12 protein-coding genes and 2 tRNA genes are annotated in these 14345 nt (G+C 38.6%); 12 read left to right on the forward strand and 2 right to left on the reverse strand.

Annotated features, from left to right (window positions below; translation table 11 throughout):
• The first annotated feature begins 129 nt into the window (after positions 1-129).
• The 11 genes from LWP20_RS10175 (at position 130) to LWP20_RS10225 (ending at position 12737) form a co-directional block, all read left to right on the forward strand.
• Positions 130-1161 (forward strand): O-fucosyltransferase family protein, encoded by a 1032-nt coding sequence (locus LWP20_RS10175; protein WP_242928038.1) that lies wholly within the window; start codon positions 130-132, stop codon positions 1159-1161.
• Between the two features lie 14 nt (positions 1162-1175).
• Entirely contained in the window at positions 1176-2228 is a 1053-nt protein-coding gene (locus tag LWP20_RS10180; protein WP_242928039.1) for a glycosyltransferase, read from the forward strand.
• Positions 2229-2271: 43 nt separating this feature from the next.
• Positions 2272-3417, forward strand: coding sequence for a glycosyltransferase (locus LWP20_RS10185; protein WP_242928040.1), 1146 nt, complete (start codon positions 2272-2274; stop codon positions 3415-3417).
• Between the two features lie 48 nt (positions 3418-3465).
• A complete protein-coding gene (locus LWP20_RS10190) occupies positions 3466-4596 on the forward strand; it encodes a glycosyltransferase family 4 protein (protein ID WP_242928041.1) in 1131 nt (376 codons plus the stop codon).
• A gap of 98 nt (positions 4597-4694) precedes the next feature.
• Positions 4695-5795, forward strand: coding sequence for a glycosyltransferase family 4 protein (locus tag LWP20_RS10195; RefSeq protein ID WP_242928042.1), 1101 nt, complete (start codon positions 4695-4697; stop codon positions 5793-5795).
• A 162-nt stretch (positions 5796-5957) separates the two neighbouring features.
• Positions 5958-7247: an O-antigen ligase family protein gene (locus LWP20_RS10200; RefSeq protein ID WP_242928043.1), complete on the forward strand. Its 1290-nt coding sequence runs from the start codon at positions 5958-5960 to the stop codon at positions 7245-7247.
• A gap of 22 nt (positions 7248-7269) precedes the next feature.
• Positions 7270-8340 (forward strand): glycosyltransferase family 4 protein, encoded by a 1071-nt coding sequence (locus tag LWP20_RS10205; protein ID WP_242928044.1) that lies wholly within the window; start codon positions 7270-7272, stop codon positions 8338-8340.
• Between the two features lie 38 nt (positions 8341-8378).
• Positions 8379-10256 (forward strand): asparagine synthase (glutamine-hydrolyzing), encoded by a 1878-nt coding sequence (gene asnB / locus LWP20_RS10210; protein ID WP_242928045.1) that lies wholly within the window; start codon positions 8379-8381, stop codon positions 10254-10256.
• The gene (locus LWP20_RS10215; protein ID WP_242928046.1) at positions 10246-11391 is read left to right on the forward strand and encodes a glycosyltransferase family 4 protein; all 1146 of its coding nucleotides are present in this window, start codon (positions 10246-10248) and stop codon (positions 11389-11391) included. Before asnB ends, LWP20_RS10215 begins: the two co-directional genes overlap by 11 nt.
• Entirely contained in the window at positions 11392-11958 is a 567-nt protein-coding gene (locus LWP20_RS10220; protein ID WP_242928047.1) for a WcaF family extracellular polysaccharide biosynthesis acetyltransferase, read from the forward strand.
• A 35-nt stretch (positions 11959-11993) separates the two neighbouring features.
• Positions 11994-12737 (forward strand): glycosyltransferase family 2 protein, encoded by a 744-nt coding sequence (locus LWP20_RS10225; protein WP_242928048.1) that lies wholly within the window; start codon positions 11994-11996, stop codon positions 12735-12737.
• Positions 12738-12936: 199 nt separating this feature from the next.
• Here LWP20_RS10225 and LWP20_RS10230 read toward each other — a convergent pair.
• Together LWP20_RS10230 and LWP20_RS10235 are read right to left on the reverse strand one after the other, a co-directional pair.
• Positions 12937-13010: transfer RNA gene (locus tag LWP20_RS10230), tRNA-Asp, on the reverse strand.
• Positions 13011-13065: 55 nt separating this feature from the next.
• Positions 13066-13139 (reverse strand) — tRNA-Asp (locus tag LWP20_RS10235).
• A gap of 220 nt (positions 13140-13359) precedes the next feature.
• Between LWP20_RS10235 and LWP20_RS10240 the strand changes: the two genes are divergently transcribed.
• Positions 13360-14310: an acetyl-CoA carboxylase carboxyltransferase subunit alpha gene (locus tag LWP20_RS10240; protein ID WP_242928049.1), complete on the forward strand. Its 951-nt coding sequence runs from the start codon at positions 13360-13362 to the stop codon at positions 14308-14310.
• Positions 14311-14345 lie beyond the last annotated feature (35 nt).

Consider the following 14345-nt stretch of genomic DNA (forward strand, 5'->3'; position numbering starts at 1 on the left):
TTGATGTACTGAAAGGAAGAAATACCATTACCACCAATGCCCTTGAAGGACTAAAAGTTGTGGAGATGATTGAAAGAATTTATGCTATTAATGCTTCTTGAGTTTAATTCTTGACTACTAAATAATGAAATGGATAAACATAAATACCTAATAATAAAAGGATGTGCTGGTTTAGGTAATAGAATGTATACTTTATGTAGTGCTATAAGCTATGCAATAAAAACTAACAGGAAAATTTATGTAGATTGGTCTGATGGTCAATATGGAGAGAAGGGAGAAAACATTTTTTATAAATATTTTTCTCTTAATGAGGTGGATTCAGTTAATGATTTATCTGAAATCACAAGAAACATTGAAAGGTTAACTTTTTATCCTTCTGTGTGGCAAGAAAACTTATGGGCTAGTTTATATGATTTATATTTACATGATTCAGGGGGAATTTTTCAAAAGATAAAGAAAAAGTACCTAGGTCGAGGAAGATTAAATATATTAAATGAATTTTGGAAATATAAGACTAAGAAAACGCAAAAGAGAACTGATTCTGAAGCTCGAGCTCTGTTAGCGTTGATAGATAAAAGAAATATGGCTATGGGAGGAAGATATAGTTATGATATTAAACAAAACGTAGTTTTTTTTTCAGATTTTATCCCAGAGTGTGACTTAACATTATTAAAAACCCATATTTGTTTAAAACCAATAATTGAAAAAAGGGTAGAGGCATTTCTAAAGATTAACAAGCTATCTAGTGGGTTTATAGGTGTACATGTAAGATACACTGATAATAAACCTGATGCCGCTTTAGACGGTTTGATAGAGCATTTAAAGAATTTGGTTGATGTAGAGAACGCTAGAATTTTTTTAGCTACTGATAATATTAAAATAGAGATGCTTTTTAAAAATACTTTTAACGAAGACTTGGTTTGCTATCCCAAATATTTACCTGAGAAACTTAGTGGTGGTTTACATCAATATGCTTTACATACAGGTGAATATTTTGTGGCAGAAAAAATATTTCAGGAAAGCCTAATAGAACTAGGAATTCTTACTAGATGCACTACTTTACTATATCAAGGTAATTCAACATTCTCCCAAGTAGCTAAATCGTTTAGAAGTAGGAACTTTTACAGTGTTGATTGGTTAAATCTTTCGATTTTAAGCTAATCTAATTATTACAAATGATGCTTAATATTTGTGGTCAGCACGAATTAAACCATATTGCTCTTAGAACTCACTATAAGCACCATGCAGAGTTAGGAGGGTATGATCTACTAGCAAATTATACAACTCCTAAAGCAGTTATAGGTATAAATGAGCAGCGTCCTCCTGCTATGATTCTACAAAAGTATAAATGGCTATATGAGCTATTAATAAAGTTAAAGTATAAGCCCGATCTTCTGCATATATACTATGCTGAAGAGTATCTGAGGTTCTCTCCATTCCTTTTTCCTAAAATACCGGTTGTTGCAACATTCCATCAGCCACCGGAAAATTTGGAAAGAGAAGTTATTTATGGAGACTACAGTGGAAGAGTTGGCAAATTTACACATGCATTAACAAAAAATAGATTTTCTAAGCTAGCAGCTGCCATTATTTTAGAGGAGAACCAGCGAGCTATTCTGGAACAGGTGATGCCTACTGAAAAAATTCATTTAATTCCGCATGGCGTTCATCCCGACCTATTCAGGGAAATTGCTTTTGAAGAAAGACAACATATATTAACTGTCGGAAATTGGCAGCGAGACTGGAAAGTATATGAAGAAATCCTTAAAATATTTTTTGAGATTAATCCAGAGCTTACATTTGTACTTGTCAACAGAAGCTTACCAAGTGAAATATTAGCTAGGTTAACTAAGTATCAAAATTTTAAATATACCAGAGAAATAAGTGATAGCGAACTTGAATACTTTTATAGGTCTGCATATTGTTTATTTCTACCACTGCTATCAGCTACAGCCAATAACTCACTTATTGAGAGCTTAGTTTACGGGTGTCCTGTGGTCACATCTGATGTATTTAGTATTTATTATCCATTTAAGGGCAATTATATCTCTTTTGAGCATAGCACTGAAGCTTATATAAATAGCATAAAACACTTTGTTTTACTATCTGAGAAGAAAAGGAAAGACGTTGCTCTAAAGGCTCAGGAGGAGGTTGCCGTAATTAAATGGCCTCGAGTTGCAGAGAAAGTTTTACAACTTTACAGTGAATTAATTCGCTCCAGCTCTTAATGTAGCACAATAAAATGTTACCGTAGCTAAAATATTTTCCTGTATGCAGAAGATCACAGTTGGTACAAACTCTTTCGGTTATAACCAGATAAGAAACTTCATAAATTTACCTTTTCAAGAGTTTAAGGTTTGTAAAAAAGTTGACTTGCTTAAAATACCCAGCCATATATACTTTCAGCTGAAAAATCAATCTCATTCTTTTTTAGCTAATCTATATTATGATCTAGGACTAAACAAAGTAGCTCTTTATCATTTTTTTAATGCGGTTAACGTTGGTAACACGCCTTGGATAACTACATTTGAACATTACTTACCAAGAGGTGCTCATAGGCCAGGAGTATTTGCCAATGAACAGATTTACATTGGGTTTGTTATAAAAAGGCTATTGCACAGTAGCTGTAAAAAGCTGATAGCAATGAGCCAATTTGCTTATGATGCGCAATTAAATTACTTGAATGCTTATGGGAGTTATGCTGACGAGATAAAACAAAAGATGTTGATTTTGCACCCTCAACAAGCTAAGTTAATAGATTCAGTTGCTCAGAAAAATACCTCTCCTAATTTTGTTACTTTCACAATTACAGGGGCAGATTTTTTTAGAAAGGGAGGAAAAGAGATTCTTAAAGTTTTTATTAGATTGTTTGATCAAAAGCAGCCTGTTCATCTGAATATTGTATCCAATCTCTCATTCGGTGATTATGCCTCTAAGACTACATTAGAAGATCAGAAATGGGCTTTTAGTATTATAAATAAATACCCTCAAATAAATCATTATAATTACTTGCCCAATGAAGAGGTATTAAATTTATTGCGTTGCTCGGATATTGGTCTCTTACCTAGTTATGATGAGACATATGGGTATTCTGTACTTGAGGCACAAGCGGCTGGCTGTCCTGTTATTACTACAAATGGAGCGGCATTTCCTGAAATTAATAATGATGATATTGGCTGGCTTATAAAAGTTCCTCTTGTAGAGGATAATCGCTCTATACCCCGAAGCAAGGATGCAAAGATGATTTTCTCTAAAATTGTAGAAGATAAACTATACGAAATTGTAAGTGAAGTAATTAATAACAGATCTTTAATAAGAGAAAAAGGAACTAAGAGCTTGGTCAGAATTGAGCAGGATCACCGTCCAATCACTCGTGCTAATATTATTGAAGGCATTTATAAATCTGCTTTGATGTAATTTACAAATCAAGATATTCCAGAACATTAACTCATGAATCATTCTTAAATGAAGATTGCTTTACTCACAGATGGAATCTATCCTTATGTTGTAGGTGGGATGCAGAAGCACTCTTATTATCTGGCCAAGTACCTAGCTCAAAATGGCGTATATGTTGATTTGTATCATACGGGCCCAACAGAAGCTAACACAACTAAACTAGATTGCTTTACAGAAGAGGAACTTGCATTTATCAATCCCATCTACATTCCATTTCCTTCAGTAGGCAATTTTTTAGGGCATTATGTTTTAGAATCGTATTTGTATTCAGCAGATATATACCATCTGTTAAAGAAAAGAGAACTCGCAAACTTTATATACGCACAGGGATTTACTGGCTGGAAAACTATAATTGAAAAGAAGAAGGGAGCAAATTTGCCACATGTTGGAGTAAATTTTCATGGAGTTGAGATGTTTCAGCAGGCACCTTCTTTTATTGTAAAGCTTCAATACCTTTTATTAAGTGCACCAGTGGCATTTCTTCTGAAAAACACAGATTTTGTTTTCTCTTTAGGCGGAAAGCTTACAGGTATACAGATGGCTTTAACTTCAAAAAAAATACTTGAAATACCTATAGGGATAGAGACGCATTGGCTAAAGCAAAGCCAACAGGCAAAAAATGAAACCGTAAGAAAGTTTGTTTTTGTTGGACGCTTTGAAAGGAGAAAGGGAATAGAGGAACTGCAGGAAGCCGTAAAAAATCTTAGTGAAAAGCATACTTTTACTTTTTACTTCATTGGCCCAATACCTAAAGAAAAGCAACTTAAGAATAAAAAGGTTAATTACCTCGGCCTAATCAAAAATGAGCAGGAGATAAAGAGGGTTTTGAATAGTTGTGATGTGCTTGTGTGCCCGAGCTATTCAGAAGGCATGCCAACTGTAATTTTAGAAGCGATGGCTTCTGGCTTAGCTGTGATTGCCACTGACGTAGGCGCTGTAAGTTTGTTGGTACAGGAGGAAACGGGTTGGCTGATACCGGTAGCAAACAAGCAGGCATTAGAGCAGGCAATTGTTGAAGCAATAAATTGCAATGAAACAGATCTAGAATCCAAAAAGAACAATGCAATAAAATTAGTTAAGAATAGATATACATGGGATTCTATTGTTAAAGAAACCATTGAGAAAGTTGTTAATCTTTAACATATTAAAGTACATGATATTATATCTGTAGTTCTTATAATTGAAAACAATTCTTACTTTGTTATTAGTAAAGCTTAAGATTTATTATTAAAGAAATCATGAAAATAGCAATATTAAGCGCAGGTCTTGATCATAGAAAGGATCGTGGCTATGAGAACTCTTCTAGGAATCTTTTTGAGAGTTTAAAGAAAGAGAAAATACAATATTTAGAAGTTTTTTTATTTAAAGGGTCAGGTAAACAAAGTGAGAATGAGATAGTTCTAAAAAGCTTTATAGATTTAAATTTTTTAGCCAAATGGGGATGGAAGCTTATTGGGGATTCATATGGTTTAGAATACATTTTATTTGCTCTACAATTTATAATTTATGCTAATAGAAAGGGGGTGAAATTTGATACTATTTACACACAAGAACCTAGGGTATCAAAAACACTCTTCCGTTTTAAGAGACTATTACCTGGAAAACCTATTCTGGTATACACAATGGGTATTAATTTGACTCCAGAACATTATATCAATGTGAGTGATAGAGTACATCTTGTTAATATAGAGCATTATAAAGCTGCAGTAGAAGCATATCCTGATGCTAAAAAATTTTACTTAATTCCGAATCCAGCCTCTGATAGTAAAAAATATAGTGGAAATAAATTAAAGAAAGATTTACTAGAAAAGTATAAAGTTCAAACATCTAAGATAGTTTTAAGCGTTGGTGCTATTGATGCACATATTAAGAGGATGGATTATGTGATTCAAGAAGTTTCTAAGTTAGATAATTCTTGGTCTTTAGTATTATGTGGAAAAGTTTATGATCCCACTTTAATTAATCTTGGCGTTCAATTATTAGGTAGAAGATTTATTAATGTCTTGTTACCACCAGATGAAGTGTCTGAAGTATATGCTTTAGCAGATATTTTTGTTTTAAGCTCGCTTATAGAAGGTTTTGGAAATGTTACTATTGAAGCTATGCAGAACTCTCTTCCTGTTTTACTTCATAAGCGTGAACTGAATGAATGGATTGTGGAGGACATAGAATTATTAGTTGATATGACAAAAGAAGGTGCATTATCAGATAAAATTAGAGAAAAGGCTTCAGAAGAATGGCTAAGAGAAAAAGGTGAGAATCTCAATTTGCTATTTCATACCAAATATCAGTGGGGTGCAGTTAAAAATATGTATCTTAAACTTTTAGAGGTAAAATAGTCAAAGAAGAGAATAGGCGTAAATTTGTAATCTGTTCAAGTTACCTTTTATATTTTTTCATTCATTTCATTATATATCAATTTGCAAATAATTAAAAAGAAGCATATTTGTATTGCCCAAAATTTTACAGGTTATAGTATTCTTAACTTTAAAGAGCTCTTCATGCTTCTGATATTCTGGCTTTTTACAGGTATAGTTTTAGGCCCCTTATCAATTCCTTTATTAGCTATTATAGCACTTTACTTGCAGAATCAGGGGAGGCATTTATTTACTTTTATTACCTTTTTCTTCACACTTATACTTTCTGATAGCCGAATTTATGCTTTATCCTTTTCTCAAGATCTGAAGACTGTCTTGTTACTTGCCCTCTTTATTCCTTTTGTATTTCCGGGTCGTTCTTTTATTCAGTTGGATTTTTCTAAATCAATACATAAGGCTTTTTTACCATTCACTACTTTTGCTCTCTTATGTTTAATTTTTAGCCCTGTTACCTTTACTGCATTCCAAAAAACATTTTCTTATTTGTTGTTATTTGTAATAGTGCCAATACTTTGCTACAGCCTTTATCAATCATACAAGGAGATCTTTTTAAAAGCTATAATTTATTTGGGAGCGGCAGTCCTAATAGCAGGTTATATTATGTTCCTGATAAACCCAGCTTGGGTGATGTATGCAGGAGGAGGACGCTCTTCAGGAGCTTTAGGAAACCCGAATGGGTTGGGAATGTTCTGTTTTCTTTTCTTTATGTTGTACTTCACTATAAAGCATTACTTTCCGGAAGTTACTTCAATGAGATGGAACATCCTTATCTACGTTTTAATTTTCTCTTCTTTGCTCTGGAGCGGCTCCAGAGGCCAAACCATTGCAGTTCTTATTTTTATTTCCAGTAAGATTTTTTCAAGGCGTAACAAAACAGTAGGCTTGTTGCTTTCGGCAGCGATAGGGATTATGCTTGTAACCATTGATATAGATATGGTTGCTATTGCACATACACTGGGCTTTGAAGAGTACCTGCGGATAGAAACGCTTGATAAAGCAGGGGGCAGGGTAATTGCGCGTGAATTTGCCTGGAAACAAATCCAAAAGAATTTCTGGATCGGAAAAGGTTTTGGCTATACGGAGTGGATTTATCTACAGAACTTTTATGAGCTTAGTATGAAGGGACATGAAGGGAATGCTCACAATGCTTTTCTAACTGTTTGGCTGGATACGGGTTTAATAGGTCTGATCTTGTTCTGCATAGGCTGGCTTATTGTTTTCCTTAAAGCAGCAAAGAATTCGTTTCTGGCTTTCCCTATTCTTTTTGCTGTGGTGGCCTCTAATATGGTAGAGTCGTGGCTGGCCGCTTCTTTAAACCCTTTTACAATACAGCTGCTCATGGTTCTAACTTTGCTGGTCTTCATTGTAAAGGATCAGGATAAGGAGCTAAAAGCTACCCGGCCTGATCTATAACAGCATGTATTCTTATAAATCAATGCGTCCAAGGTTCCTATACCTCTATACCGAACTGGCAGATTATTTCCTGGCATGTTTGAAAGCTTTAGTTGAAGAGCACCAGGCAGAAATTCACCTGGTACGATGGCCGATAAACCAGGAAGCGCCGTTCCAGTTTACTATACCTGCCGGAGTGGTACTGTATGAGAAAGCAGCTTATAGTCGGGCAGAATTAATAAAGATTGCGCAGGAACTGAAACCGAATCTCATTTTCTGCAGTGGCTGGATGGATAAGGATTACCTGGCTGTAGTAAGGTCTTTTCACAAACGCATACCTGCATTGGTAGGTCTGGACAATCACTGGACCGGTGCTCTGAAGCAACAACTGGCATGCCTGCTATCTCCTTTTACTTTGCATCGCTTATTTACTCATGCATTTGTAGCCGGAGCGCCACAAGCCCTTTATGCCCGTAAATTATCCTTTGCCCCTTCTCATATCTTACAAGGATATTACGCAGCTAACGTACCGGTATTTTACCAGCAGTACCTGGATAACCTGGCTGCTAAATCTGCTGCTTACCCGAAACGCTTTCTGTATGTAGGGCGTTATGTGCCTCATAAAGGATTAGATGTGCTCTGGCAGGCTTTTACAGAATTACAGGCAGAGCAACCTAATGACTGGGAGCTATGGTGTCTGGGTACAGGCCCACTGGAAAAGGAGGCGGTAAAGCATCCGAAGATCAAACATTTTGGTTTTGTACAGCCTGCACAGTTAGTAGATTTTATAAGCCAGGCAGGTGTTTTTGTATTACCTTCGTTGTTTGAACCATGGGGAGTAGTAGTGCATGAGTTCGCAGCTGCCGGTTTTCCGCTGATATGCACCGATAAGGTAGGTGCTGCAACTGCTTTTCTGGAGGATGGTCATAATGGTTATATCGTGAAGGCTGGCGATATAAACGCGCTTAAAGATGCATTAGGGCGCATTATAAAAATGACCGACCCTGAACTTCTTGAAATGGGTAAAAAAAGTACGGCGCTGGCCTTAAAAAACAATCCATCTGTTTGGGCATCAAAACTTATAGAGCTTGTTCAGGTACGAGCAAATAGGTAATTTATAACTCTTAATCTCTAACTGATAACTACCACAACATGTGCGGCATTAGCGGAATAATAGGGGTAGAATCCGAACAGGCGCGTCCGGCATTGGAAGCAATGGTTGCTGCCATTGAACACCGGGGACCTGACGACAGCGGGGTAGTAGTGGAGGATGACGTAGCTTTAGGGCAGCGGCGTTTATCTATTATTGATCTTTCTTCAGCCGGCCACCAGCCAATGGTAAGTGAAGATGGCAATCAGGTGCTGGTATTTAATGGGGAGATCTATAATTACCGGGAGTTAAAACAGCAATTGAGTTCCTATTCATTTAGAACAAATACGGATACCGAAGTTATACTTGCCGCCTATGAACGTTGGGGAAAGGACTGCGTGCAATATTTCAATGGCATGTTTGCCTTCGCCTTATGGGATAAAGCGAAAAATGAAATACTTATTATCCGGGACAGGCTGGGTATTAAACCACTTTATTACTACCAGCAGAACGGAATCCTAATTTTCGCTTCCGAGGTGCGGGCACTGCTAGCAAGCGGGTATGTGCCCCGAAAATTAAACATTGCTGCCCTTTCAGATTACCTGCGTTACCAGACTGTGCATGCCCCTGATACGATGGTAGCAGGCATTAAAATGCTATTGCCTGGCCATGGATTGCTAATAAGGGGAGGAATACCCGAAGTGTTCAGGTATTGGTCAGCATCTGAAAACTACAGCCGCGAAGCGGAAGGAAAAAGCTATGAGGAAATAAAGCGGGATGTACATGAGTTACTTCTGCATTCAGTCGAGCGCAGGCTGGTAGCAGATGTACCATTCGGTGCATTTTTATCAGGCGGCATTGACTCAAGTGCTGTGGTTGGACTGATGAGCCGCGTAGCTACGCAAAAGGTAAAGACCTTTGCGGTTACTTTTGAAGAAGAAGAATTTAGCGAAGCAAAGTATGCCGCTGCAATAGCCAAAAAGTTTAATACAGAACATACCGAAATCAGACTTACACCAAGTGACTTTCTGGAAACAATTCCAGCTGCTCTTAAAGCAATGGATCACCCTAGTGGTGATGGCCCCAATACCTTTGTTGTTTCTAAAGTAACAAAGGAAGCAGGCATCACGATGGCATTGTCAGGGCTGGGTGGTGATGAGCTTTTCGGCGGGTATGATGTATTCAAGCGCTTGCACATGCTACAGCAGTATCAATGGGTGGCTGCTCTGCCATTACTTGCCCGTAGGTTTGTAGGACATTCGCTTAACAGATTAAAACCTTCTGTTGCATCTGCTAAAATTAGTCAGTTACTTGGGTTGGCCTCTTGGGAAATGTCGCATACATACCCCTTGACACGTCAGTTATTTCCGGATACTATTTTGCGACATCTGCTAAACAAGCAGGAGCTTCTTCCTAATAAGGTTCAGGAATTACTCGCTCAGGATGAGCAGCAAAGCAGAAAAGAACAAATACTACCAGTACTTAGCCAGGTTTCTGTAGCTGAATTCAGCACCTATATGCAGAATACTTTGTTACGTGATACCGACCAGATGAGCATGGCACATGCCCTGGAGGTTCGAGTGCCGTTTCTGGATTACAAATTGGTAGAATATGTGCTTGGTGTTCCTGATAAGTACAAGTATCCTTACACGCCAAAGAAACTCCTAACAGATTCGCTTGGCGACCTGTTGCCATTGAACATCATCAACAGACCAAAAATGGGCTTTATATTACCCTGGCAGCAATGGCTGAAAGGGGAGATGTATCTATTTGCGGAAGAGAAACTAAAAAAGCTGGGATCACGTGGGCTGCTTGATGCACAGGTTCTAGAGGACCTTTGGAATAAATTCAATGCAGGTGATCCGATGATTTCCTGGTCCAGGATATGGTATTTAATAGTATTGGAAAACTGGCTGGAGGATAACAGAATTGAAAGCTGAAGTATTGATCTGCATAGATTGGTTTCTTCCAGGTTACAAAGCTGGAGGTCCGATTAAGTCTGTCGCCAATATCGTAAACAGCCTCAAAGCCACCACGAACTTCAGTATCCTGTGTAGTAATACAGATTTTGGTGATTTTTCGCCGTATGAGGGCATTGAGCCTAACTGCTGGCTACATCAGCAGGGGTACAGAATAATGTACTTAGATAAAAAGCACCAGCACATTGCCACTTACAGGGAGCTGCTGAGGGAAAAGAAGTATGACATTATCTACCTGAATAGTTTATTTTCCTTCAAGTTCACATTGCTGCCATTCCTTGCTCATAAGCTTTACAGGAATAAAGCAGACGTAATACTGGCCCCACGCGGTATGCTTGGAGCAGGAGCTTTGGAATTCAAAAAGAAGAAAAAAAGCTTGTTCCTTTACATGGCTAAAGCTATAGGTCTTTTCAAGAACATAACCTGGCATGCATCCACTGAACTTGAAGCTTCAGAGATCAAAGCAGTATTTGGAGAGGCCGCAAAAATCAAGGTAGCTACTAATATTTCAACTGTTGCTTCAGCTGTAGATAAGCTTCGTGAAAAGACTGCAGATAACACGACTTTCTTCTTTTTATCCCGCATCTCCCCGAAAAAGAACCTACTTGGTGCACTGAAGATGTTAGACAGTACAGAATTAGATAACCAAGTCAATTTCAAAATTATTGGCCCAATAGAAGATCAATCTTATTGGAAACAGTGCCTGGAACAGATAGCTTTATTGCCTGACAATGTGAAAGCAGAGTATGTGGGCGCTGTGCCAAATGTGAAGGTTCAGGCGCTGCTTAAAGATTGCCACTTTCTGCTATTGCCTACGCTGAATGAAAATTTTGGGCACGTTATAATCGAAGCCTGGGAGGCTGGCTGCCCAGTTATTCTTAGTGATCAGACACCATGGCGCGATCTTGCAGCTTCTCAGGTGGGATGGGATATCGCCCTGGAAGATCAGGAGGAATTTATTCGCGTTATCCGCTACTGTATTCTCATGAATCAAGCGGAATACGAAATATACTGCAGGAAAACACAGAAATTTTTAAAAAACAGAGTTACAACTGAAGAAATACTAGCTCAAAATAAAGCACTTTTTAGGATTTAAATGACTGTAGAGAATCAAAAACAAGTAAAACTCGCTTCCTTTAATAACGACTGGTACAATCCTGGTGCCGGAACTATTAAAAGGACGCTATGGTATTTTATTAATGTTATCTTCTTCTTAAATCCATTAAACCCTGTAAGCGCTGTTAAAGTATACCTGTTGCGCCTTTTCGGGGCAAAGGTGGGTAATGGAGTAGTTATTAAACCTTCTGTTAATATCAAGTACCCATGGCTGCTGCGTATTGGTAATCATGTATGGATAGGCGAAGAGGTTTGGATTGATAACCTGGCGCAAATAGAACTCGACGATAATGTGACTTTATCACAAGGCGCAATGCTTCTTACCGGCAGCCATGATTACACTAAAGAGACTTTCGATCTGTTGGTGGGAGAAATAACCCTTGAAACAGGAAGCTGGATAGGAGCAAAGGCAATTGTTTGCCCTGGCATTACCTGCGGTTCGCATAGTGTGCTGGCAGCCGGATCTGTCGCAACCAGGAACCTTGCGCCTTATACTATTTACCAAGGCAACCCCGCTGAGCCGAAACGCAAACGCCATATAAAATAAAATTCAGCATTTATACTTATACCAGCACCCAAGCTTTGAAAGTCTCCATCATAACCATTGTTTATAACAACAGGGAAACGATAGCCGATGCCATTAAATCCGTACTAGGCCAGACGTACAAGAACATAGAATACATCGTTGTTGATGGGCTTTCGACAGACGGAACGGTAGACATTATCCGGAGCTATGGGAGCAGAATAACAAAGTTTGTTTCTGAGAAGGATGGCGGGCTTTACGATGCTATTAATAAGGGCATCAGGATGGCGACAGGTGATGTGGTCGGCCTTTTACATTCTGATGATATCTTTGGTAGCCCGGATGCCATTGAGCATGTTGTGAACGCATTCCAGATGCATGCTACTGATAGTGTGTATGCGGACCTTGTATACGTGGACCGGGCAAAACCTGATAAGATAATTCGAAACTGGAAGTCCGGTGCATACAAACGCCAGAACTTTATATATGGCTGGATGCCGCCGCACCCGACCTTCTATGTAAAAAAAACAGTTTACGACAGATTGGGTTTATATAACATGAGCTTTAAAAGTGCTGCTGATTATGAGCTTATGCTCCGCTACCTGTACAAGCATACTATTACAACATACTACATTCCTGAAACGCTTGTTCGAATGCGGGTAGGTGGGAAGAGTAATGTAACGTTGAAGAACAGGATACGGGCAAATAAAGAAGACTATAAAGCTTGGATTATAAACGACCTTAACCCACGCATTTATACCCGTTTTTTAAAGCCTCTCCGTAAAATATTTCAGTTTGTTTAAAGCTTTAGATTCATCCAAACAATTTCTACTTAACTCAAGCATTATCCTCTGGTTTTTAAAATACTCTTATTAAGAGAAAGGTACAGAGAAAAATAAGCTGACTGCTATTTGGCGAAGTATAAATACTAAAGTTGGAAAAGCGACTTTAGCAAATGCCTTAAAACAAAAAAGCTCTTGAAATTTCTTTCAAGAGCTTTTGCGGTCCGGACGGGACTCGAACCCGCGACCTCCGCCGTGACAGGGCGGCATTCTAACCAACTGAACTACCGGACCAATACTTTTAAAATCAGAGCCTTTTGCTCTACTTGCGTTACCGCAGTTTTATCTGCGGTCTGGACGGGACTCGAACCCGCGACCTCCGCCGTGACAGGGCGGCATTCTAACCAACTGAACTACCAGACCATTTTTGTGTTTCCCTTATCGTTTAAGGTGATGCAAATGTATAGGGTTATTTTTAATTGTGCAAGTGCTTCCTACTATTTACAGCCTATATTTTTGCATAAAAATCGTAAGATGTTCAAAACCAAATATTTTATTTTTTAAATGCACGATAATTTTTATACTTACGCATCACCATTAACGGAAACTGTTAAATTTGTAACTGAAATTAGCGATCGAAAATATGCTTTTGGATTTTGAACAGCCTATAGCCGCTTTAGAGGGCAAACTGCAGGAAATGAAAAAACTGGCCAGCGAGAGCCAGGTTGATGTTTCGGATGCTGTAAAGGCGCTGGAAGAGAAAATAAAAACTCTTAAAAAAGAAACGTATGCCAACCTTACCCGCTGGCAGCGTGTGCAACTATCTCGCCACCCCGACAGACCTTATACTTTAGATTACATCGAAGGTATAACAGATAAGTTCGTAGAACTGCACGGTGATCGCACTGTGGGTGATGATAAAGCCATGGTAGGTGGCTTTGGCGAGATAGACGGACGCAGCGTAATGTTTATAGGTCAGCAGAAAGGCCGCAATACCAAACAGCGCCAGTTGCGTAACTTTGGTATGGCCAACCCGGAAGGCTATAGAAAAGCGCTGCGCCTGATGAAGATGGCCGAAAAATTTAATCGCCCTATTGTTACGCTGATAGATACACCCGGTGCATTTCCTGGTTTAGAAGCTGAGGAACGAGGACAAGGGGAGGCCATTGCCCGCAACCTGAAGGAGATGTTTATGCTGAAAGTACCGGTTATCTGTATCATTATAGGTGAAGGTGCTTCGGGTGGTGCATTAGGTATTGCCATTGGCGACCGTGTAATGATGCTTGAAAACACCTGGTATTCGGTAATCTCCCCGGAATCCTGCTCTTCTATACTTTGGAGAAGCTGGAACTATAAAGAACAGGCTGCCGAAGCTCTTAAACTAACAGCTACAGATATGCTGAAGAATAAGTTAATTGATGGTATCATTAAAGAACCATTAGGTGGAGCACATACAGAACCAGTTAAGATGATGCAGACTTTCAAGAAAGAAGTTATTAAGATGCTGAACGAACTGGAGGCTATTGACGCTGAAGATCGTATCATGCAACGGATTGATAAATTCTCAGCTATGGGCGTGGTGATGGAAGGCTAAGTTTCATAGTTTTCTAGCTATAAAGTATGAATCCG

It is taken from the genome of Pontibacter vulgaris (assembly GCF_022758145.1).
Taxonomy (GTDB): Bacteria; Bacteroidota; Bacteroidia; order Cytophagales; family Hymenobacteraceae; genus Pontibacter; species Pontibacter vulgaris.

Excerpts from the sequence above, each read along its gene's own strand:
- LWP20_RS10190 (WP_242928041.1), top strand. The coding sequence starts at position 3,466 with ATGAAGATTGCTTTACTCACAGATGGAATCTATCCTTATGTTGTAGGT.
- LWP20_RS10180 (WP_242928039.1), top strand. The coding sequence starts at position 1,176 with ATGATGCTTAATATTTGTGGTCAGCACGAATTAAACCATATTGCTCTT.
- LWP20_RS10200 (WP_242928043.1), top strand. The coding sequence starts at position 5,958 with ATGCTTCTGATATTCTGGCTTTTTACAGGTATAGTTTTAGGCCCCTTA.
- LWP20_RS10175 (WP_242928038.1), top strand. The coding sequence starts at position 130 with ATGGATAAACATAAATACCTAATAATAAAAGGATGTGCTGGTTTAGGT.
- LWP20_RS10220 (WP_242928047.1), top strand. The coding sequence starts at position 11,392 with ATGACTGTAGAGAATCAAAAACAAGTAAAACTCGCTTCCTTTAATAAC.
- LWP20_RS10240 (WP_242928049.1), top strand. The coding sequence starts at position 13,360 with ATGCTTTTGGATTTTGAACAGCCTATAGCCGCTTTAGAGGGCAAACTG.
- LWP20_RS10205 (WP_242928044.1), top strand. The coding sequence starts at position 7,270 with ATGCGTCCAAGGTTCCTATACCTCTATACCGAACTGGCAGATTATTTC.
- LWP20_RS10195 (WP_242928042.1), top strand. The coding sequence starts at position 4,695 with ATGAAAATAGCAATATTAAGCGCAGGTCTTGATCATAGAAAGGATCGT.
- asnB (WP_242928045.1), top strand. The coding sequence starts at position 8,379 with ATGTGCGGCATTAGCGGAATAATAGGGGTAGAATCCGAACAGGCGCGT.
- LWP20_RS10185 (WP_242928040.1), top strand. The coding sequence starts at position 2,272 with ATGCAGAAGATCACAGTTGGTACAAACTCTTTCGGTTATAACCAGATA.